Source organism: Pseudomonas sp. MDT1-85 (assembly GCF_054898065.1).
The window spans coordinates 1,078,872-1,100,168 of record NZ_CM142715.1 but is presented as its reverse complement, the minus strand read 5'-3'; the positions used below and the strand labels follow the sequence as shown (position 1 = coordinate 1,100,168).

The 21,297-nt window shown below is 57.2% G+C and carries 12 protein-coding genes and 1 pseudogene; 1 reads left to right on the top strand and 12 read right to left on the bottom strand.

All coding sequences use genetic code 11. The annotated features are described in order from the left end of the window. Positions 1 to 172 precede the first annotated feature (172 nt). The 6 genes from ACYZT2_RS04865 to ACYZT2_RS04840 all read right to left on the bottom strand — a co-directional run bounded on the left by ACYZT2_RS04865 (position 173) and on the right by ACYZT2_RS04840 (position 9,322). Positions 173 to 4,279, bottom strand: a complete 4,107-nt coding sequence (locus ACYZT2_RS04865) for a transglycosylase SLT domain-containing protein (protein WP_461970587.1) — start codon at positions 4,277 to 4,279, stop codon at positions 173 to 175. A gap of 175 nt (positions 4,280 to 4,454) precedes the next feature. Beyond that, positions 4,455 to 5,003 (bottom strand): KilA-N domain-containing protein, encoded by a 549-nt coding sequence (locus ACYZT2_RS04860; RefSeq protein WP_461970585.1) that lies wholly within the window; start codon positions 5,001 to 5,003, stop codon positions 4,455 to 4,457. Positions 5,004 to 5,364: 361 nt separating this feature from the next. Further along, positions 5,365 to 5,697, bottom strand: coding sequence for a hypothetical protein (locus ACYZT2_RS04855; RefSeq protein WP_461970583.1), 333 nt, complete (start codon positions 5,695 to 5,697; stop codon positions 5,365 to 5,367). Between the two features lie 132 nt (positions 5,698 to 5,829). Beyond that, entirely contained in the window at positions 5,830 to 6,159 is a 330-nt protein-coding gene (locus ACYZT2_RS04850) for a hypothetical protein (RefSeq protein ID WP_461970581.1), read from the bottom strand. 758 nt (positions 6,160 to 6,917) lie between these two features. Next, positions 6,918 to 7,970: a hypothetical protein gene (locus ACYZT2_RS04845; protein WP_461970579.1), complete on the bottom strand. Its 1,053-nt coding sequence runs from the start codon at positions 7,968 to 7,970 to the stop codon at positions 6,918 to 6,920. Further along, positions 7,967 to 9,322, bottom strand: a complete 1,356-nt coding sequence (locus ACYZT2_RS04840) for a tyrosine-type recombinase/integrase (RefSeq protein ID WP_461970577.1) — start codon at positions 9,320 to 9,322, stop codon at positions 7,967 to 7,969. Before ACYZT2_RS04840 ends, ACYZT2_RS04845 begins: the two co-directional genes overlap by 4 nt. 43 nt (positions 9,323 to 9,365) lie before the next feature. Here ACYZT2_RS04840 and ACYZT2_RS04835 point away from each other — a divergent pair. Further along, positions 9,366 to 9,503, top strand: a pseudogene (locus ACYZT2_RS04835) (LysR family transcriptional regulator); the annotation flags it as partial. On the opposite strand, the gene ACYZT2_RS04830 reads toward ACYZT2_RS04835, so the two are convergent. The 6 genes from ACYZT2_RS04830 to recC all read right to left on the bottom strand — a co-directional run bounded on the left by ACYZT2_RS04830 (position 9,500) and on the right by recC (position 21,211). Beyond that, positions 9,500 to 10,003, bottom strand: a complete 504-nt coding sequence (locus tag ACYZT2_RS04830) for an OmpA family protein (RefSeq protein WP_461970575.1) — start codon at positions 10,001 to 10,003, stop codon at positions 9,500 to 9,502. The pseudogene ACYZT2_RS04835 and the gene ACYZT2_RS04830 sit on opposite strands and share 4 nt — an antisense overlap. A 5-nt stretch (positions 10,004 to 10,008) precedes the next feature. Further along, positions 10,009 to 11,277 carry a diguanylate cyclase domain-containing protein gene (locus ACYZT2_RS04825; RefSeq protein WP_461970573.1) on the bottom strand — a complete coding sequence of 423 codons (1,269 nt, stop codon included), beginning with the start codon at positions 11,275 to 11,277 and terminating at the stop codon, positions 10,009 to 10,011. Continuing rightward, entirely contained in the window at positions 11,274 to 11,849 is a 576-nt protein-coding gene (locus tag ACYZT2_RS04820; RefSeq protein WP_461970571.1) for a YfiR family protein, read from the bottom strand. Before ACYZT2_RS04820 ends, ACYZT2_RS04825 begins: the two co-directional genes overlap by 4 nt. A gap of 118 nt (positions 11,850 to 11,967) precedes the next feature. Next, the gene (recD, locus tag ACYZT2_RS04815; protein ID WP_461970569.1) at positions 11,968 to 14,076 is read right to left on the bottom strand and encodes an exodeoxyribonuclease V subunit alpha; all 2,109 of its coding nucleotides are present in this window, start codon (positions 14,074 to 14,076) and stop codon (positions 11,968 to 11,970) included. Further along, positions 14,073 to 17,762, bottom strand: a complete 3,690-nt coding sequence (recB, locus tag ACYZT2_RS04810; RefSeq protein ID WP_461970567.1) for an exodeoxyribonuclease V subunit beta — start codon at positions 17,760 to 17,762, stop codon at positions 14,073 to 14,075. The genes recD and recB overlap by 4 nt, the downstream gene beginning before the upstream one ends. Beyond that, complete coding sequence (gene recC, locus ACYZT2_RS04805; RefSeq protein WP_461970565.1) at positions 17,759 to 21,211, bottom strand: exodeoxyribonuclease V subunit gamma; 3,453 nt, start codon at positions 21,209 to 21,211, stop codon at positions 17,759 to 17,761. Before recC ends, recB begins: the two co-directional genes overlap by 4 nt. Positions 21,212 to 21,297 lie beyond the last annotated feature (86 nt).

Sequence of the window (21,297 nt, the reverse complement as noted above, 5' to 3'; positions counted from 1 at the left end):
AGCGTGGTCCAGAAGGCAGCCAAAGGCGTGAGTTGATTGATTGCGGGATTTCCATGACAAGCGTTTTCAACGGCCTGCGAGGAATCACGTGGATGCTCTATAAGAAAGAGCTGCGGAAAGCCCAACCAAATGCACCAATCACTTCGCTGGATGCAGATTGTGGGACTGTGTTTTAACGAATCTCTACGCCCTGCCCTTCCATCATCATCAGCAACAACTTCTGGCTGACTGGATCGTTAGGCACGAGCCCACGCAGGCCATTGAAAACGCCTGTCATGTACTCTTGGTCTGCACGGCGAGAGTCCGTACCGGATGCCCCGAAGGCGTTGTAACCAACTTGTCCAGCACTGGAGAGAACCCCGTAAGCCGGAACTTGCTCAGCAACTCGACCAAGCACGGCGGTAGTCCGGTCGTCCTTCGTTGCGCTGTACTTCATGGCACCTTGCGGACGCTGCTCTTTAGGGCCCCGTGGGAGAATCGAGGAGCGGACCATTGCGGCCTGATCGAATCCTAAAGGTGCAGCGATGATGTTCACCAAGCCCAGCGGTGCGCCTATGTGGGAACTACGGGAGATAGCCGCATAGGCCAGCATGTTGGGATCAAGCGATTGCTGTAGGAGCTTCTCGCGCTGGTCCTTCGGCATCCCCGACGCTTGGCTGTATTTCATTGCCACGTAGCCAGTCATAGCCAGACCCGTCGAAAGGACCGCCTGCATTGTCTGGTCAATCGCTCGCCCGTTCTTGGTCGCATCGTGATAACCACGGATGAGCCTGGAGTTGACTGAGCGCATCGTGAAGTTTTTGAATTGCATCGCCATTTTCACACCAGCACCGTAGGCCTCAGTGTCTGTCGAGGAGAACTTGTGAGGGCGCAGGATGGTTTCATCAGCGATCTTATCGCCCATGCGCCACAGGTCCATCGTCCGAGGATCACGCTGGAAGGCTGCTCTGTCAGAGACCTTATAGGACCCGTCGGGCTGCTTCTTAACGTAGGTCGCAATGAGGTCCTTCATTCCCGTGAACTGCTCAGAAGTGATTGACATCGACTTCAAGCGCTCATGCTCAAAAAGCTTCGAGCTACGCCCCGTCACAACATGGTTCACGAAGTCCGAGAGAACCCCTTGACGGCCAGCGTCTGCGATGTAGTTGGACGACTCTGTGAGGAACTTGGTGAACGGTGACCACGCTGCTGCTTCCTGAGTGCCGTACTTGATTGTCCCCACGACCTGAGCGAGCGCCGGGTTAGTGTCAGCATGGTCACGCAGGCGCTGAATGATGTCCTGACGGGTTGGACGGATGTGATTATCCAGCTCACGCCCGAAGACCATCAGATGCATATCAGCGAGGTCGTTAGCCTTGATCTTGGAGCCCCACGCGGTCATGTCCTTCAGGATCGGCACGCCCTTCAAGAGCATCCGTGTATGCCCCTTAGTCACCATTGCGGCAACCTCAGTGATGGACTGCACACCCATATAGGCGTTCTTTGCAAAGAAACTCATGTCTGTCAGAGCCCGAGCGGCAGTCGCCAAGGCGCCTTCAGGATCACGACGGGCACGGCCTGTCAGAATCTTCACGGACTCCTCAAGGGCCTTACGCTCAGATGCCACAGGGGTTTTCACCTTAGTGATGTCGTGAAGGAGTTCCCCTGTGGTCCTGCCTGTCGCGCCCATGATCCCAATGTCACCGTTTACACGGCGGTCATAGCTGGGAGTGATACGGGACAGGTCAAACTCACGAAGGTCATTCACGGCGAACTGAGAGCCATCAGACAGCGGGACTGTCATGTCCGAGTCGAACAGGTGACGCCCTTCGAGGAAGTTGTTGGAGGCCAACCCCATAGAGCCGGGGATGCTTCCTTGGTCACTCAATGAAAGCAGGTTCGACTCATCGAAGTCCTCAGACTTAGCGACCCCGAAAGCCTTCCTCGTGGCGTAGTCCTCGACCAGTTCATCCAAGATTTCTTCCCGAAGCTTCACGGCGTCCACTGGGGCCGCTGGCTTCTTCCCGACTGTCTTAGGCATCCGTGCCTTTAGCTCTTCCTCTACGGCTTGCTTCAGGTAGTTGTCCACCCGAGATTTGACGTGAGGGCGAGCCGCATAGCTGGCCAACCAAGATTCCTTAATGGCGTCCTGAAGCCCGTCCTGACCACCGAACTTCTGAAGGTGCAGGTTCTTCGCAGCAGTCGAATAGATGTTAGGGATGTAGGAACCAGCGTGGCGCGTCTCAGGCAACACAGGGCGAGCCTTACGGTTGCCGAACTGAGCCGGTGCAGCCAGATAGTCACCCTTGAGGTCGTAGTGACTCTTGATGGTGTCCATAAGCTTCCGCTCGCCCGCTGTGAGTTGGGTCAGCTTGTTACCTGACACCTCCTCGATAGCCTCAGCAACACGGCGGAATGCACGCTCAATGTGAGCCTGACGGCCTCCGTCGGTCATCGCATAGCTTGGGTCTTTGATCGCCTCCAGGACTTCTTCGGACATCTTGTTGTAGGTCACATGGTCCTGACCTTGGATGCGCTCAATGATGTCCGAAGCGGTAGCCCCGAACTTTCCGTTAGAGCCTGTGACGGTCCCTGTAGGCGAGCGGAACAACTGACTCCCAATCGCCAAGACGTCAGGGCTCTCAGAGCGATTCAGCGTGTAGCCAATCTCTGTGAACCCACCCATTGAGACACCTTTGGCAGCACGATCAGGCATGACCTCAGCGGCTTCAGCCAGAAGCTTTGGATTGAGAGGATTGGTGGCTGAGAGGATTGAGCCATCTTGCAGGCGCACAGCACCCGGCTCGTTAGGATGGTCCACGTAGGTGACCCCAAAGGCTTCTTTAGGCTCCTCACCGGCCATCCATGGGAAACGTGAAGGGTCTTCCTGACCCAACTGACGAGCAGTCTCACGGGCCTCCAAGCGGATGCTCGGACCAGCGAAGTCGTTAGCGTCTGGCTCCATATCAGGATGAAGGTCAATGCGTTCGTTCGGTAAGGCCGACTCACTGTGTCTCGCAAGGATCGACTCAAGGTCAGCGTCTGGGACATCTACGCGGGCCTCCCGAGGCGCTACCCTCAGAGCCTTATCGAACAGAGCCGTAGCGCCTGCACCGAACAATGCACCACCAACCAAAGCGGTCCCGTAGTGGCCCTCAATGCCCGTCATGTTTTCTCGAAGGCCCTCAGATGCCACAGCGGCAGCGCCTGAGTACATCGCACCCTGAGCAAGCCGAGAGATAAGGCGCACGCCGGTTGTTCCAGGCACAGGAACGTAAGTCAGTGGGTCAAGGCCAGCACCAGCAAAACCACTCACAATCTGAGCGCCCGTACCGGCTCCATTGATGCGCCGCTCGTACTCCATGTTTTCCTTTGCCATGGCGATTGCATTCGGGAGGTTGGCCCGTTTGCCCTTGGCGTAGTCCTGCACGAAGCTGAAGTACTGAGGGTCTATGCCTTCCTTGCGGATCATGTCGTAGTCCTCAGCGGTCCACTGAGAGTTATCCGTGGGGTTCACCCAGTCCAACGGGTCATGGTCTTCCTGTGTGGCGTATCGGAAAATCGAAGCGACCGGGGACGTAGCCAGCGAGGCAGCAGTTGCATCACCAGTGCCCTCAAAGGTGCCCTTCTCGGGCTTCCCGATATGATCCTTGAGAGTGATGTAGTCCTGCTGAGTTTGCGGAGCCGTACCACCATCGAGATTCATGTTCCCCAGTTGGGGCAGGTTTTCACCTACACGGACCTTTGAGGTTGCCGCCACGCCCTGAGTAGCATCCTCAAAGGTGACGGCTTGAGCCTTTGGGTTTATGCCGGGATTGGTCACCTCCTGAGCATCGAACCACTGGCGAGACGGCGAGTCACCGGAAACATCCAGCAGCTTGCGCATGTAGTTCTGACCTTCTGGACTGATCTTGGTGAAGTCACCCGAGTCCAGAGCGGACAACTGAGGGGAACCTAAACGGCCCTGCCCTTGGTTGTACGCCAAAGCGGTCTTCAGTAAGTCGCCCTGGTAGGCCCCGCTGAGGTCTTTGAGGTGGCGCGCAACCGCTGGGATCGCCTTCGCGGGGTCCATACGATCTTCGGGAGACATCAGGCCGTAAGCCTTGCCGGTCAGCTCAGTGAACTGTCCGAGACCCAAAGGGCCTTTAGGGGATTTGGCAGTGGGCTCAAAGCTGGACTCGTTGTAGATCAGCTTGTGCATGTAGTCGTAGGGAATGTTGTTGCGATCAGCTTCTTGTCGAATAAGGCTGTCGTATGGCGTGCCTTTGGCCTTCACCGATGCGTAATCGTTGTTGTTCATTTGAGTATTTTTCCTTTTGTCTGACTTCCCGCCGACCTCCACGACCAGTTCAAAGCGCCCACACTCAGGGCTCCGGCATGGTTCGGAAAGTCAGACAGAAAGAAGCTTTGAATGATGGTTAACTCTCTGGCGGTCGGGCCTGAAAGTTATGGCTATTGAATAAGCGAAGCCGCTTTTAAAAGGCTCCTCTTTGCTGCTTTTCAAAATAGGCAGCCTTACGGGAAAGCCTCACAACTTCAGCTTCTCTCGGCGTCAGACTCCGTAATCTCCTTCCTTTATTGAGTAACTTAAGGGCAACTTGCCTCGCCTCTTTGTCGCTCTGAGCAATCCGACGCAATATTTCGGCTGACTTTGCGCGCCCCAACTCGGCCATTTTCTCGGCAACCAACAAAGCAACCTCGGGCATATCAAGAACAGCTTCGAAGGCATCATATACAACGTCTTCAAACTCTGGAGATACCCAAGCGGCGTAGCGAATAACAGCTTGTTTAGATGCATAGGTCTGATACTGAGAACCCTTTCTTTCGGAACCGATTTTTCCGGTTTCCAAAAACCGCTGGGCCTCCTTACGACCTACAAACTTACCTGGCTGTTTAGCTTTCAAAAGTTTTAAGTTTTGCCAAATCTCGGTCAAATTCCACATACCTGATTCATTGGCCTTGAAGGGCTTCCCCTGAATAACAATCATGTGGCCTGCGTGTTTATGCGTAATATCGATACCCATAGTTGTCGGACTCCTTACTTGGCAACCTCTTGGCCGATCTCCACGACCAGCATAAAGTCCCCGGCAACGGGTCTGAACGTGGCAGAAGATAGGCCAATAAGGCTTTGATGGAGGTGAGACCAAACACAGGCGTCAGGCTGAGCAAGGTCAGTTCGTTGGATCAGCTCACTTAGGATTTCTGGGTTGAAGCGGATTAGTAAGCACACGAACAGAGCCTCTTGGGTCTCTTCGCTTTTAGTGGGTGCTTTTAATTGTCGAATCAGAACCGCAGGCTCTTGAACATCCTGCATTCACTGCGATGCTGAGCCTGAGGACTCGGGAGCCTCTTCCCTGTTAGTGAGGGTTTTTAAGTCTGCTCTGTTCATTGAGCCTTGCGAATCGCCTCAACAAGCGCTGCTCGGTCGCCTGCATGTCTCGCCCTCAGCACCACACCCAAAGCGGCGTCGCGGGTCAACTGAGTAAACACGAATTGCCTCTTGAACATGTCCTCATAGAAAGCTTCCTGAGCGACCACAGGACCCGCAGCCAAACTCCAAGTCGTCAATCCTTCAGGCCCCTCGACACGATCAAAGAGACCCAATTCAACGAACTCGTTGAGGGCGGCGGTCAAACTTACTTTAAGGTCTATATGACGCCTTTTGGGTGTCGCCTTTGCAATAGCGAGGCTGTCGATTACAAAATGCGGAGCAGGCATAGAGGCTATCCTTAGGTAACGTAAGCCACTTAAGGTATACGATCCTCGCTCACACACATAGTAATTTTCATCTGAAAGGGCCCTTCATCAACAATTTTGAAGATGCAAAGGAAACAAAGACACCAACAAAAATTAGTCGTTAACATCAACGATCTTCACTGCAACATACTCACCTTTATTGTCTGCAAGAGAAATGACGTAATCCGAAATTTTTTCATTCTGCCCCCCGTCATCCCAAAGCAAGGAGAATAGCCGTTCAATATTACCGTTAAAGCCTAACTCCTCTTGGCATTCCATTGATACCTCCCTTAACGAGAAGTCAGGAGTATCGCAATCACATCTATCGAAGTTCACCTTTCGATAGCGGGCAATATACCGTCCGCCACTTCTCTTTTTATGGTCCTTGAAAGTAATGTAGACAGGCTCTTGACTTGTAAAGCGAAGGTTCATGCTGGGTTGCATCACTGGCTCCGTTTAGCGGGTAAGGTCAAATTGGTGTGTTGCCTCCAATGACGACAATATACGAACACCACTCACACATGTCAACGAATACTGCTCACACACCTAATGACTAACCTCCATGGCTCCTCTATTACTCCCTGCGTTTATTCGAGCATCAATCGAGCCCTGATTGCGGGGTGTCGATTCAAGTAGTGGTTGATTCCATGCGCCGCGTGTCTCGCTGCCTTGGCTATGGTCTGCGCTGTTCGAGTAGACATGTCGGTTGTCCTTACTGCTCCAGCAGAGACGGTCGCAAGATGCAAAGCAGCAAGAACACTCCCCGGCTTTACATTCAACTTGCCTTTACTCGCACCTGCCGCTGTTGCTACTGACCCGTAAACGATGTCATCAACCCACTGAGGCCGATCAAACGACAACATTGGCATCACGGACGCAACAGGGTTGGGCGTATTGAGTTCAGGACGACCACGCCGAGGGCCAGCAGGCTGTCTCCCCTGAGGCTCCTGTCGGGTCGCGCTTTGGTTACAACGAAAAGCGCATTTGGCATCTTCAGTAAGCAGGGGATCGGAACGACGCTGGTCAGACCAACTCTGGAAACTGCTTCGAGCAGTGAAGCCGTCATGCATGGTTTGGTCCCCTCATCAAAATTCAGTCGGACGTGATGTCCTTCTGTTTTTAGTGGGGGCTTTTGCTGAGGTCTTGGAGGTGCCACCAAGGGGCGCTGAATGAAACCCTTCCCTTACGGGTTGACTGAGAGGCTAACGCGGCGCCTGTGTTGCAATAGAAGCGAGCCACGGCAAAGCCTTAATATAGGCATCACTCGCGGGGTCTACTACTTCATACCCGCCCTCGACGACCTCGTCACGCCAGACATCACCAGAATCATCACTCTCCGGTTCGACCAGCTTAATCAACATTACACTGTCAATTTGCAGCTTCACGGAAGCACCGGCCACGTTCGACCAGCCGTATGGGAAAAGGGAGAAACGAACCTTCAGTTCGGAACCACCCGAGATGGCCGGAACGTTCTCGATACGTCTGCCCTTGGCGTCTACGACCTTGAGAACCAGCGGCTTGGACTCTTGCGTCTTGCTGTCGATATACGACGCATAGCCTTTAATCTTGAAGGTCACCGTGCCATCGTCATTCTCGAAGAACGGCATGTCACCCTCGTAGGGTTCCAGCAGCTTCTTGCCTTTCTGCAACTTGGCGCGCAAAGCTGGCTCGTCTTTCTCGAACTGTTTCACCAGTGCCGCATAGTTTGCTTCGTGGGCGTAAATGATCGTATCGATAGTCGGCTGGGCTTCAGCGGACGAACAGGTAAGGTTGACCTTGTATTCACCACGGGGATTACCGAAGCTCTTTTCAAGGTTGCCGTAGTCGGGCTTATGAATCGAGCAATGCGGCTCCGCGATACCGCGTGGCGTGAAGTGGAAGTCTTTATTGATCCACACTCGTCCAGCGCTACCCGAATTTGGTAGCCCACTTGGTGCTGATTCCTGAAGCTTTACAGGGACAGTCCTGTAAGCAGCCATGGAGGCGTCCCCGTGTGCAGTAGCTAAACACCGCTGTGTGATGTCAGGTAGACGTGCCCTAAGCTGCCTCCAAGAAGCTGAAGGTCTTTCGAGGTGATACTTGGCCAGGCGCTTCAAGATGTCCTTGGTGATTCCGGTAGCCACGGCTTTATCAATAGTACGAAGTGAGAAGGTAATGCTTTCCGACTTGACCCCGCGAACCCGCAACCGCAGGTAGTAAACCTTGTTACGCCTGTACAAGTAAGGACTCGCCAAAACAGTCCCTAACACAGTCATTGACCACCTCCTTCAAACAATCCCACAAGCATCTCCGCTATGGTCTCCACGGGCACCCCTGAGCCGTAAACATCAAAAGTAATCGTACCCGATGCATGCCCCATCACAGCCTGTGCATATGCCGTAGGGACACCTTTGGCCTGCATCAGGGAAGCCAACGAGTGACGCAACGAATGAAATACCAAGCCGGGACCAAAGGATTCCCCAAGAGCTGCCGGGATCGCGTGTTGGTTCGCCCACTCCCCGGCTGTCTTGTAGCCAATCTGAGCTAATGAGTCTGCCCCACTAAGTTTGCACGCCTCGACGTACCGCAAGAACGCTGCGAGGTCGAACCCGTAAGCGCCATCCGTTAACGGCACCAGTCGCTCACTGCGTTTGTTTTTGATGGATTTCCCTTCGCCCGCTTCGTTGATGTGAATGGCGGTGATGCCTAACGCAAGGGTCTGAACATCGCTTACCGTCAACTGTGAGATTTCGTTCAGACGCCCACCAGTGATTGCCCCGAGGCTCAACAGCCAGCGCTTCCAAGAGGTCTCAGGCAGGGTATTGGAATAAGCAACCAGTTTGCCTATCTGGTCCTGTGTGAACGCTTTACGAATCGACTCAAGGCCCTTTGTGAGCTTCAGCTTCTTGTCGTATGACTTGGATATGTGACCGTTTTCAACTGCCCATGCAAGCACAGCTGACAGTTTAACAAGCAGCTTATTGACCGTTGAGGGCATGCGACCATCTGCAAGACGATCACGCAAGGCCACGAGGTCAGCCCGTGAGTGAGTCCGCATGTCCAGGTCACCGAGAGCCGTAGAAATTGTCCCGTGGCAAATCTTGGTTTCCTTCAGGGTCGAGGCCTTCTGATCCTGCCCACGGTCCGCCAAGTAGAGAGCTGAAAGGTCCTCAAAGGTTACTGCGGCCGCCATTACAGATAAAGACACAGGAGCGTTCGCTAAGAACTTCGGAGGTCTGGTAGAGCCGTCCACGGGTCCCGAACTGCCATCGTGCAAACCGCCCCACACCTGCGTAACGTCGCAATCACGCTCAGACTCAGACAGCTCCACTGAGACAACACGGAAATGCTCCTTCAGTTCGTTCCATGAAGCCTCTGGGTTCTCCAGATGAAAGGCTCTGACGAAGCCTGATAGCTGCTCTGAGGTATCCATAGCAGCCCTCCTGTTGCTGGTCTTGAGGGAAACCGAAGCGAGATCAGTGGTGCTGCCTGTAGCCCTGAGACGCATGTAGTAAATACCGTTGCGTCGGTAGTGATACGGCTTAGCGAGCCTTGTGGTCGGCCTCAAGGAAAGCGTGAGACTTGTAACGGTGTTTGATACAGCAGGTTGAACTTCAAGGATGCTCATGGCGGTTAGCCCCCGTAATCATTGGGTTAACCTGCATTCCTTGAAGTTCTGGATGTACTGCCGGGAGGACCTGCGCAAGCTCAAGCGGATTACCCTGTTGTGGGATTACATCCGCGCGGTCACTGAGCAGAATCAGGGTCTGTTGATGGGGGAAAGTCGGGAGATGTTGTTCGCCGATTAATCCGCGCTCACCACGATCGATACCCGACGGTTCTCGGTGCGGCCGACCGGGGTGTCGTTGGACGCAACGGGCTTGCTGCTGCCCAGGCCGCGCAGTTGGATGTTTTCTTCTTTTATGCCGACAGAGGCCAAAACCTTGCCGACGCTTTTTGCGCGACGCAGGGAAAGTTGTTCGTTATAGGACTCTTTGCCCGAAGCATCGGTGTGGCCGTCGACCCTCACCCGTTCAATTTCCACACTCAACAATGCCTTGCCAATGCGCTCGACAATCTCGGTACTGGCAGGGTTGAGGCTCTCGACATCACTGCTGAACAGCACTTTGTCCGACAGGCCATAGGCCCAGCCCTCATCAGTCATCTCGAAACCTTGTTGCTTGAGCACGGCGATCTGCGCCGGGGTCAGGCCTTGTTGCGGTGCAGTCTGGCAACCGGTCAATACCAGCAAGGCCAGGAACAGGGTGATCGTGAAAAGGCGTAGAGAACGTTGATTGAAGGTGAACACAGAAATTAGCTCCTGGTTTGAACGTGGGCGACAGAGAGCTCCGCCCCTGCCGTTTGCTGTGCGCCTCGGGAAAGGCGTTTGGCCTGGTACATCGCGGCGTCGGCAGCATCGAGTAGCGCACCCGGTGTGACTCCATGATCGGGGTACACGGCGATGCCGATACTGAGGGAAGTCAGCACTTGGGTAGTGCCCGGCAAGGGAATCGGCGCTTCCATGCTGGCAATGATTTGGTCGGCAATCCGTTCGGCGTCTTCGGTCTTGTGCAGCGGTGTCAGCAGGACGGCAAACTCGTCACCGCCCAGACGCGCCACCAGATCCTCTTCACGAAGCTGTGCACGAACCCGGGTTGCCACGGCGATCAGCACCGCATCGCCGGCGGCGTGACCGAAGTTATCGTTGATCTCCTTGAACCGGTCGCTGTCGAGAAACAGCACGGCCACTCGCTCATTCAACTTGCTGGCATTGCGCAAGGCACGCATCAGGCGGCCTTCGAAAAACGCTCGATTCGGCAGTCCGGTCAGGCTGTCATGACTGGCTTGGTGGGCCAGGGTTTCGTTTTCGTTTTGCAGGTGGGTCTGCCAGGATTCGAGTTCATCGAGCAAGGCATTGAAGTCGTTGCCCAGATTGTCGAGTTCGGCAATATCGGCGGGCGGCACGCGCTGGTCGAAGGCTCGCTCGCTGCGGGCGGCGTGAGCCACAGCAGCCAGGCTGCGCAACGGGCCGATGATCCCCCGCAATTGTCGACGCGCCAGATAGAGCGCAACCCAGGCACTGACGGCGGTACACAAGACGATCCCCATCAGACCGCTGAGCAAAAAACGCATCAGGCTGCCACCGTGACCGGTGAGCAAGATACTGCCGATTTCCTGACCTTGATGGACGATCGGCATGCTGATGGGTTTTTCCAGAATCGCCCGAGCGACCTGCATTTCAAGATCGGACAACAATCCCGTTTCCGGTCGTTGCCAACGTGCAAGCAACTCGCCTTGCTCGTCCAGGACCTGTGCATCGGCCACTTCTTCGGTGGACGCGATCAACGCCAGCGCTTCGGTGGCGGCGGCCTTATCGTCGAACACCACCGCGGCTTCCACGGTGTAGTTGATCGAGCGGGCGATCAGGTGCAGGTTGTGATCGGCATAAACCCGCAAGGCCAGAACACCCAGCAGGGTCAATGAAACACTGGCCATGGCCACGCCCACCAAGGCGACGATCAAATGTCCACGGCCGATAACCGAACCCAGGGTCGGACGTAGACGAGATTTGAATAGACTCATAGTGCCGCCGGCTTGCGGCGCGACAGTTGCAGCACACTGGGATGAATGCGCACACCGCTGCGAGCGACCGAGTCGAGGTTGACCTCGAAGGACACCTGTTCATCGCCGACCCGCAGGCAGAACAGACTGCCGACGGTGCACTGATCGCCGTCTTCGCTGATGCTCACCACCGGGCGTCCTGTTAGCGAGGCGAATAATCGACTGCGCTCGTCGCTGGTCAGCTTGCCGATGTACACCGCGTCGCATTCCCCGACGATGGCAGGGCTGTCGGCCAAAAGCCGTCGCACGGTGACAGGCCGACCAGTGGCCTGGGTTGTACCCTTGACCAGGTCGTCGGTGTACTCGGTAGGGCCGACCACGCACAGACGCAACGGTTGAGGCTCAACAGGCCACCTGGCATAACTGAGAATCCCGAGCACCACTTGAGTAACCGACTTGGCGCGCTGGTCGGCCTTGCTCACGTCGGTTTCCGGCTGAGCTAAGGCAACGCCCGTCGACAAACAGAGAAGGCCGGCAAGCAGCACTTGCTTGCAGCCAACAACGTGCTCTGTCGCCCAGACAGCCACCTTCATGCAGGGATTCTCTTCGATCGCAACGAAATGATGCCGCAACGATAGCACAGCACCGAAACACCAGCGAGGCCACGTACCACGGCACTTCGGACAGACTCCGTCGTTTGGCGCCGCCCGCTCAGTGACCCGGCTCGATCCCCTCTTCCAGCTCCAGCATCAACCCGCTCAAGCGCTTGACCTTGCGCCGCACGGCCTCTTCGAATACGCCGGCGCGAGGCTCAATCAGGGTGAACCAGTGTTTGGCCCGGGTTATTCCGGTATAGATCAGTTCTTTGGTGAGCACAGGGTTCAGGGCGTCCGGCAGAATCAACGCCGTATGGGCAAATTCCGAGCCCTGGGATTTGTGTACGGTCATGGCGTACACCGTGTCGACATCGTTGAGCCGACTTGGCAGGACGAAGCGCACACCGCCTTGCCCATCGTTGCGTGGGAAGGCCACACGCAGCACTTGCCGTCCCGCCTCGGGCCCCTCACGTTCCGGCAGCTTGAGGGCAATGCCAATATCGCCGTTCATCAAACCCAGGCCATAGTCGTTGCGGGTCATCAGCACGGGCCGACCTTCGTACCACTGGTGGTCGCTGTCGATCAACCGAGCCTTGAGCAGCGCGTCTGTCACTCGCTGATTCAAGCCTTCCACTCCCCAAGGCCCTTTGCGTACAGCGCACAATAGCTGGAACGCATCGAAGGCTTGCAGCACCATACGAGCCCAATCGGTCCAGCACGGATCGTCGAGCGAGCTGCCCAGCGATGGCCGCTGACTGCGCAAAAGACTCAGGTAATGCCGATAACCTTGTGGCCCCTCGCCATGGCCTTCGAGCAGCAACCGTTCCAGCGCCCGGTCCTGCTCCCCCTTGAGTGGCAGGGAAAATACGTCGTCATGGTTTCCAGCCGCCAATAACTTGCGGGCTTCCTCGGGTTGCTGCCGGTTGACCCAACGGGCCAACTGGCCAATGCCGCTGCCCTCGCCGAAGCGCCGTGAGTGACGCAGCATCACGACTTGCTGAGCCAGGGGATGCGTTCCGTTGATGTCTTCGTGCAAATCACTGGACCTGAGGTTTTCACCGCTGACCGCCTCCAGCCACTGGCGGGTCTGCGGGCTGTACCAACCGGCTTCGGCATCGCGGCACAGATCGCCCAAGACGGCACCGGCCTCTACCGACGCCAGTTGATCCTTGTCACCGAGTAGCACCAGACGGGCATGGGCCGGCAATGCGTCGAGCAGATTGGCCATCATTTCCAGGTCGATCATCGAGGCTTCGTCCACCACCAATACATCCAGTGGCAAGCGATTGCCGGCGTGGTGCCGAAAATGCCGGGTGCCGGGACGACTGCCGAGCAAACGGTGCACGGTGGTCACATCCGACGGGATCTTCTCCCGTACCGTTTCAGCAACTTCAAGGGTTTGAACCTGTTGGCTGATGGATTCGGTCAAGCGTGCAGCAGCTTTGCCAGTGGGTGCCGCAAGACGGATGCGCAGCGGTTTGCCGGCTTCCACCGCGGGCGCCTGGAGCAATGCAAGCAAACGCACGACCGTGGTGGTTTTGCCGGTTCCCGGGCCGCCGGTGACGATGCTGAATGCGCTACGGGTAGCGAGGGCGCAAGCGAGTTTTTGCCAGTCGATCACTTCATCAGGCCTGGCTGGACCGAACAGTCCGGTCAGGCGTTGGGGCAAATCATTCGGTGTTGTTTCGTGTGCCGCCAGGCGCTGACGCAGGGCGTTGTCGATGCGCCGTTCGTAAGCCCAGTAGCGACGCAGGTACAGGCGTTTACCCGACAGCACTAATGGTCGGTGTTGCGCGACCTCACGCCCGTCGACGGCCAGAGCCACCAGACGGCTGGACGCCAGGACCTTGCACCAATGAGCACCCTCCAGCGCCTCAAGCAATTGCGACGGCAGCAACATCGCGCCACTTTGCAGATCACCTTCCGGCGGCAGCGACAGAGCGAAGTCCGGCTCTTTCAGCGTTTCGAACAGATCCAGGCAAACATGGCCATGACCCAATTGGTGACTGGTCAATGCCGCAGCCAACAGCACCAGTGGATCATCATCGGGGGCAAGTTCGTGGAGAAAGGCCACGAAGGCCTTGTCCAGCGCCCGCAGCCAACCGCGTTCGACCCAGCGCGTGAGCAGCAGCAACAAATCATCTGCGCGACTCAGGGGGGCCAGATCCGCCAGACTTTCGGCCGCCAACGGCGTGGGCAGCAAATCGGCGAAAGTGCGACTCATAGCAGTACTCCCTGTTCCCAGGCGGGTTCGGCCTTGGGCTCTGGCTTGCCTTGGAACAACCGGTCCAGATGCTCGATCAGCTCCCGTGGCGGACGGGCGAAATACACGCCTTGGCTGGCCGCGCGAGTACCACGAAGGAACAGGTACAACGCCCCACCGACATGCCGGTCGTAATCGTAATCGACCAGCCGCGCCTTGAGCTGGCGATGCAGGGCGAGCAGGTACAACACATATTGCAGGTCGTAACGGTTATCGAGAATCGACTGCTCCATGGCCTGCTCGGTATAGGCCGCGTCATCGACGCCCAGCCAGTTGGATTTGTAGTCGGCGACGTAATAACGACCGTCGTGCTCGAACGTCAGGTCGATGAAGCCTTTGAACATGCCATTGAGCAGCACCGGTTCGGCGGCCACCCTGGCCATGCCCTTGTGGGTGTATTGGCGCACCAGCTCATCGAGTTTGAGCACATCGACTTTGTGACTGGCGAACCAGAACTCCATCTCGACCCGGTATTGGGTCAATTGCTCGAACACCACGGGTGCCTGCCCGCCGCCAATGTGCAGCGGGGATTTGAGCAAGTGCTGTAGCCAGTCACTCAACGTCGTGATCCAGCCTTCCCAGCCACGGCGATTGCAACGACGGGCGATGGCGTCTTCCACAGCTTGTGGTGCAGCGGCAAAACCTTCGTCACCGGCCCACTCGAGCAATCCATGGAGAAAAGTGCCGGGGTTCGGCCCGCGAGGGAATCGATGGATATCAGCGCCGCCAGCAATCACTTCTCGCGGCGCTTGCGGATCGAGACGTTCGTCGTCAAAAAGCTTTTGTGCTTGCGGGCTCTCCGGGGCTTCGTCACTGCCCACGCTCAGACTGTCGCCAATGCGCAAGGCGCTGTAAGAGGCAATCCACCAGTTTTCACTGGCCTTGCGCTTGGGTATCAGCGGCGCAAGCAAGGTCGCTTCATTGCGCGGCGGATGGTAGTGCTCAGCGCTCGCTTCAGGCATTTCACCGTAGTTCAGCGCCGGGCAGTCCTGCTGCAAATCTTCCAGCCAACGCCGCAACCCTGCCGACTCGGCCAATGGCGCACCACCGCCCAGCAGATAACCCAACGCTGAAAGGTGCAACGTTGAGCCGTTGTTATTGCCGCGCTTGAGGTCAGTCACACCGACCCAGCAGGCATGTTGTGCCCGGGTCAGGGCGACATAAAGCAGCCGAAGATCCTCGGCCAAGCGCTCGCCATCGGCTTGGGCGACCAATTCCGGCGTCGGCTTTAAACTCACTTGAGCGTTGCCCACCGCGTCGTGGTAATACAAGGGCAAACGGCTGCCATCCACCGGTTTTGCCGAGCAAATGAACGGCAGAAACACCAACGGATATTCAAGCCCTTTGGATTTGTGGATGGTCACAACCTTGACCAGTTGCTCGTCGCTTTCCAGGCGCAAGATTTGTTCTTCGCCTGCCTGACCGGACAATGCCAGATGCTCGGACAAATGACGGATCAAGGCTTGCTCGCCATCAAGCTCAGCGGCGGCCTGCTGTAGCAGCTCGGACAGGTGCAGCAGGTTGGTCAGGACCCGCTCGCCATCGTTGCGCGCGATCAACGCCTGAGGCAGTCGGAAGTCGTGCAACAAACGTCGCAGCATTGGCAGCACGCCCTGCTTGCGCCAGAGCTCGCGATAACCGCGGAACTGCATGACCCGCGCTTCCCAAGCCAGTTCGTCCTGATTCAACCGCTCTAGCTCAGCCAGCGAAAGGTTCAGCGTGATGCAGGCCAGCGCGGCACGGAGGGGACGCTCGACATCCGGCTCGGCACACGCCTTGAGCCAGGTCAGCAGGTCATGGGCCTCCTGCGCGGCGAACACTGAGTCCTTGTCTGACAGGTAAACACTGCGCACGCCGCGGGCCGAAAGTTCGCCACGCACGGCTTGGGCCTCTTTGCCGTCGCGCACCAGAATTGCAATATCCGATGGCAGCAGACCTTTGAAGTCCTTACCGTCCTGGATGAAGCCAACACGGTCTTGCTGGCCACCATTGAGCAGCGCGGTGATTTCACTGGCGCAGGCAGCGGCCAGTTGTTGTCGATACACCGCGCCAGACAGTGGCTGATCGGCGGACAGGTGCCAGATGTTCAGGGCCGGTACAACCTGACCATCAATCTGCAGGACTTCTTTGCGCCCCTGGGATTCGACGGGCAGGAACGGTACCGGGTTCTCGCCATTCTTCTCACGAAAGAGGAATGCTCCGCGTCCCTGCTCACGAGATTCGGCGCGCTCGAACACATGGTTCACCGCACTGACCATGCCATGACCGGAACGGAAGTTGGTGCCCAGGGTATGCAGTCGGCCAGTGGTGGCCTGGCGGGCGCGCAAATAGGTATAGATATCGGCACCGCGGAAGGCATAGATCGCCTGCTTCGGGTCGCCGATCAAAAACAGGCCGGTTTCAGGATTGTTGTGTTCGATGCGATAAATGCTCTCGAAGATTCGATACTGCACCGGGTCGGTGTCCTGGAATTCGTCGATCAACGCGACCGGGAATTGTTCTCGGATCAGTGTTGCCAGGCGCTCACCGCCTTCGGACTGCAAAGCCGCGTCGAGGCGCAGCAGCATGTCATCAAAACCCATTTCCGCGCGGCGACGCTTCTCTTCCTCGAACCGTGCACCGACCCAGTGAGCGGCGTGTTGCAGTACAGCGGCATCGGGGGTCGGCAACCCATCGAGACTGGTCTTGAGACTGGGCATTGCATCAAGACCGGGATGACGGGGAGCTTCACCCTTCCAGGCTTCAGCCATGCCATGGGGGGTCAGGCGAGTGAAGCCGGTGCCAATGTCCAGTTGCTCGAGAGATTCGTCTTCGGCCCAGGCCCGGAGCTTTTCGAACCAGGGTTCGAAGTAGCGCGGCTGCATCTTGCGGCCATCGACGCTCTTGCTCGCGACGCCCTGGTGACAGATGGCAAGCAACTCGTCCGCCCATTGGCGCCAAGGCATTTTGAGTTCGAGCAAAGCGGCCCGTCGCTCCTGCAGGCATTCGGCGATCAACTCGGCAGGTTCTTTACCTGCAACGCTGTCACGCTCGCTGGCGAACAACCCACGTACTCGTGGTAGCAATGCCGCCGGGCCACCCCAATTGCCGCGCACCCAGTTCAACGCATCGCCTTGCATCGGATAGCAGAACAGTCGCCAGTAGTCGCGCAGAACTTCGCCGAGCAAATCGCTGTGATCGGTTTCCAGGGTCTGGGTGAACAGGCTGCCACTGTCGAACGCATGTTCGCGCAACATGCGCTGGCACCAACTGTGGATGGTCGATACCGCCGCTTCATCCATCCACTGGGCGGCAATGTCCAGACGGTTTGCACAACCGGACCACTGTTCGGGAAGGTACTGCTCGCGCAATTGCGCAATGAGGCCATCCGGCGCCGGTGTCTCATCGCGGAAAAACCGTGCTGCTTCAGCCAGCCGCGTGCGAATACGTTCGCGCAGCTCTTTGGTCGCGGCATCGGTGAAGGTCACCACGAGGATTTGCGGCGGCAGCAATTCACGACCAAAGCCACTCGACTCGCCGCCGTGGCCAAGGACCAGACGCAAGTACAGCGCAGAAATAGTGAAGGTCTTGCCGGTCCCGGCGCTAGCCTCAATCAGCTGGCTGCCATGCAGAGGGAACGCCAGGGCCAGTGGTGTTTTCGTGGTCATGAGCGCGCCTCCTCGCTGGTCGATGAACGCCAGGAGGCCTCAAACAGCGGCCGATACAAAGCGTTGCACCAATCGGAGAAGGTTTCATCGGCAATCAGAGCATCGTAGTCGGCGAATTGCCGAGCGAGCGCCGGGCTTTCGCGACGCTCGCCGTCAGTGGTCTGGCCGTCGCCTTCATAGGCCTTGCGAGCAGCGGCGTCAGCTTTGCTCGGGTCGATTTGAGCGAGCCAGGCGAAAGCTGTTTTTACTGCAATCGGCAGCGGCTGGCGCATGCCCGTTTGCCAGGCCAACAACAGATCGCCCAGAATCCGGGATGCTGTCGCCTCCTCCATCGGACCGAGCAGCAAACTGTCGTCGCTGGCCACCAACGCAGTTGTCATCGGCATGCCGCAGGCACACGCAACAAGGTGATTGACCCAAGGTCGCGTCAGGCGATGCCATTTGCGGGCCTTGATCGAACCGATGCTGTTGGGAATCGTAGTAACCGACAACAATCCGCCATCTGCGCGTTGATGCAGGCCACTGAGCCAACCCTCCAGACGCAATCCTTGTAGCTCCAGACTCACCGGCAACGCACTGGTGAGCGGGGTCGGCCATAACGCCAGAAGTTGCTGATAGCGCAGCAGCAGATCCGGCAGCGGCTCGATCAACTCTCGCTGAAGACATTCGCCAAAACCGGCCATGGGCAAGAGCCCGCTGTTTTGCAGGCGCTTTGCCTGCGCCTCCAGTACCTGATCGGTCTGGTCCAATTGCCCCAGCGCCGCTTCGAGCAAGCTGTCGCTGAGGCTATAGCGTTGCAGCGCGTCGAGTACAAATGGCTCTTCATCTGCCAAAGGCACTTCGGCAGCCTCGAAGAACACTTTGAGCCGCTGACTGAAAAAATGTCGTACAGGATTGCGCAGAAAATCCTGCAGTTGACCCAGGCTCAGCGGTTCGTCCTGGACGTAGGGTTCAAGCACTTCGATATCAGTCGCCCCATCACTGGCTTGATGAAGAACCTGCCACTCGCTGGCGTAGCTGAATAGATCATCGCCCTCATGAAAGTAGCGATGGCTGAAAGGTTGCAGCGGGTGTTCCTGAGTCATGGATTCAAGCAGGTCATCATTATCATCGTGCAGTCGCCAGCCGCTGCCGAGATGGTCACGCAACTGCCCTATCAACACCGAAGCAGGGCGCTCGCTGTTGTCCCGAATACTGCGGCCGACCCAGCTGATATAGAGTTGGTCGCGTGCCGACAACAATGCTTCCAGCAACAGATAGCGATCATCTTCGCGTCGGGAACGATCGCCGGGGCGGTAGTCACTGCCCATCAGGTCGAAGTCCAGCGGCGGCTGCGCGCGAGGGTAATCGCCGTCATTCATGCCGAGCAGGCAGACCAGTTTGAAAGGGATAGCTCGCATGGGCATCAAGGTACAGAAGTTAACGGCCCCGGCGAGGAAGCGCTGAGACAGGCGACCTTGGTCGAGACCCGCCAGCCAGGCTTCCCGGACTACGGTCAGCGGTAACTCGTCCTGCAAACCTACGGATTCGCAGGTTTCAAGCCAGCTCTCGCGCAGCTCTTCGAGTTGGGCCAGCAAGTAGTCGTCATGCTCGTTACTGGCCAGGAAGAACAACTGCACCAAAGCTTGCAACCGCGAGCCCCATTGTTTGGGCGCTGCAGGTTGAGTGAGTTCCTGGTGGGCAATTTCCAGCGCATCCAGCAGTGCGACCAAAGGACCTATGAGCGCGGCATCCAGACCACCGATTTCATCGTAGGGTTCGATACCCTCACAGGCATTGGCACTGCCCACGGCATAACCCAGCAGCATCCGTCGCAGACCGAAACGCCAACTGTTCTGCTCCAATTCTTCAGGCAGGCCCAGACCCGCGCGCTGCTCGGCGTTCATCCCCCAGCGGATGCCTGCGCCTTCAATCCAGCGATGCAAGGTCGGCAGGTCACGTTCCTCTACGCCAAACCGAGCGCGTAATGCCGGAACGTCGAGCAGATCAAGGATCTCGCTGACAGGGAAGCGACTATCGGGCAGTTTGAGCAGATGTTCGACAGCAATCAGTAGCGGATCCCGGCCGCGCTGGCCTTGATCCGCAAGTGTGAAAGGGATGAAGCGCGGATCAAAGCGATCAAGCTGACCAAAGACAGCACGGATGTGCGGGGCATAACTGTCGATGTCCGGGACCATCACGATTACATCGCGAGGCCTTAGGTCTGGGTCAGCACTGAATCGTGCGAGTAACTGATCGTGGAGTATCTCCACTTCGCGTTGAGCACTATGGGCGATGTGAAAACGGATCGATTCGTCATTTTTCAGATCGACAGCAGGCCAACGGTCGCGAGTTTCGTTCAGGGGACGCAATTCCAGGATGTCGTCCTGCAACTGATTGAGCATGTTTTGTGGCTGGTTTTCGCTGAAAAGGTCGATGCGCCCGTCGCGAAACGCCGCGCGATAGGTATTAGGATCGTCGTAGCTGTCGAGCAGATTAATGTAGTCCCGCCCCTGCTTACCCCACGCGGCCAGTAGCGGGTGGGCGTGCTGATGGAGCGTTTGCGGGTCGAGCACAACCGGCATGCCTCTCTTGCGAGCCTGACGCTTGTACTGATGTCGCAACAGATCTTTATCGGCGACGATGTCCGCCCAATGGTGACGACATGGGTTGTGTACGCACAGCAAGACCTGGCTGAATCGAGCAAGCCCGGCAAGCGCTTCCAGGGCCTGAGCAGGCAGTGAAGAAATCCCGAAAACGATCACCCGTGACGGCAATCCGCTGGGCGCTATGTCAAGACTATTGATGCGTTCGATAAAGCGTTGATGGACGCCTGCGCGGCTTTGCGCCATGCCTTGCTCACCGACATCCAGCAATAGCGCACGCCACAGCTCTGCCTGCCAGCAGTTGGCCGGGGTCAGGGCTTTGGCTTCGCCTCTGCCATTTCGTAACTGATGACGACCTTCTGCCCAGTCTTCGAGCCAATCGGCACGGTAGACCTGATATTGGTCGAACAGATCCGCCAGTCGCTCCGCCAATTGATAGCGTTTACGTAAGTCGGTGTCATTGGTAAGAAAGCGCTGCAGGGGTTCGAAGTGCGGTTGGTTGATCAACTGTGGTAGCAGGCGCATCAGACGCCAAGTCAGCGGGGCTTTATCGAGCAGGGATTTGACCGGGATTTCGTCACGTCCCAGCACCATGCGATAGAGCTGCCACATGAAGCTTCCCGGTAACTGCACGTCGATGGCGGCGGCGATTCCGCAGCCGCCCATGTCGTCATCTTCAGGGTCTTCGGCCAATGCCAGCTTAAGCCACTGGGCGATGCCGTTGCTCTGTACCAGGGCGATTTCATTTTCCAAGGGAGCCAGCGGGTAGCGCCGCATCCAGCTGACCACCAGGCTGCGTAACTCGTCCAGGCGGTTGCCGTGAACCACCATAAAACCAGCACTGAGGGACGTAGCGTCCGGCATAAAGGCTTCCTTGGAAAAATACAAAAGCTAGGGCCGAACCTTAGCACTGTCGTCAGACTGTGACAGCCGGAAGCGGTCCGATGATG

Coding starts and splice junctions, on each gene's coding strand:
- ACYZT2_RS04865 (WP_461970587.1), bottom strand. CDS start 4,279: ATGAACAACAACGATTACGCATCGGTGAAGGCCAAAGGCACGCCATAC.
- ACYZT2_RS04860 (WP_461970585.1), bottom strand. CDS start 5,003: ATGGGTATCGATATTACGCATAAACACGCAGGCCACATGATTGTTATT.
- ACYZT2_RS04855 (WP_461970583.1), bottom strand. CDS start 5,697: ATGCCTGCTCCGCATTTTGTAATCGACAGCCTCGCTATTGCAAAGGCG.
- ACYZT2_RS04850 (WP_461970581.1), bottom strand. CDS start 6,159: ATGCAACCCAGCATGAACCTTCGCTTTACAAGTCAAGAGCCTGTCTAC.
- ACYZT2_RS04845 (WP_461970579.1), bottom strand. CDS start 7,970: ATGACTGTGTTAGGGACTGTTTTGGCGAGTCCTTACTTGTACAGGCGT.
- ACYZT2_RS04840 (WP_461970577.1), bottom strand. CDS start 9,322: ATGAGCATCCTTGAAGTTCAACCTGCTGTATCAAACACCGTTACAAGT.
- ACYZT2_RS04825 (WP_461970573.1), bottom strand. CDS start 11,277: ATGAGTCTATTCAAATCTCGTCTACGTCCGACCCTGGGTTCGGTTATC.
- ACYZT2_RS04820 (WP_461970571.1), bottom strand. CDS start 11,849: ATGAAGGTGGCTGTCTGGGCGACAGAGCACGTTGTTGGCTGCAAGCAA.
- recD (WP_461970569.1), bottom strand. CDS start 14,076: ATGAGTCGCACTTTCGCCGATTTGCTGCCCACGCCGTTGGCGGCCGAA.
- recB (WP_461970567.1), bottom strand. CDS start 17,762: ATGACCACGAAAACACCACTGGCCCTGGCGTTCCCTCTGCATGGCAGC.
- recC (WP_461970565.1), bottom strand. CDS start 21,211: ATGCCGGACGCTACGTCCCTCAGTGCTGGTTTTATGGTGGTTCACGGC.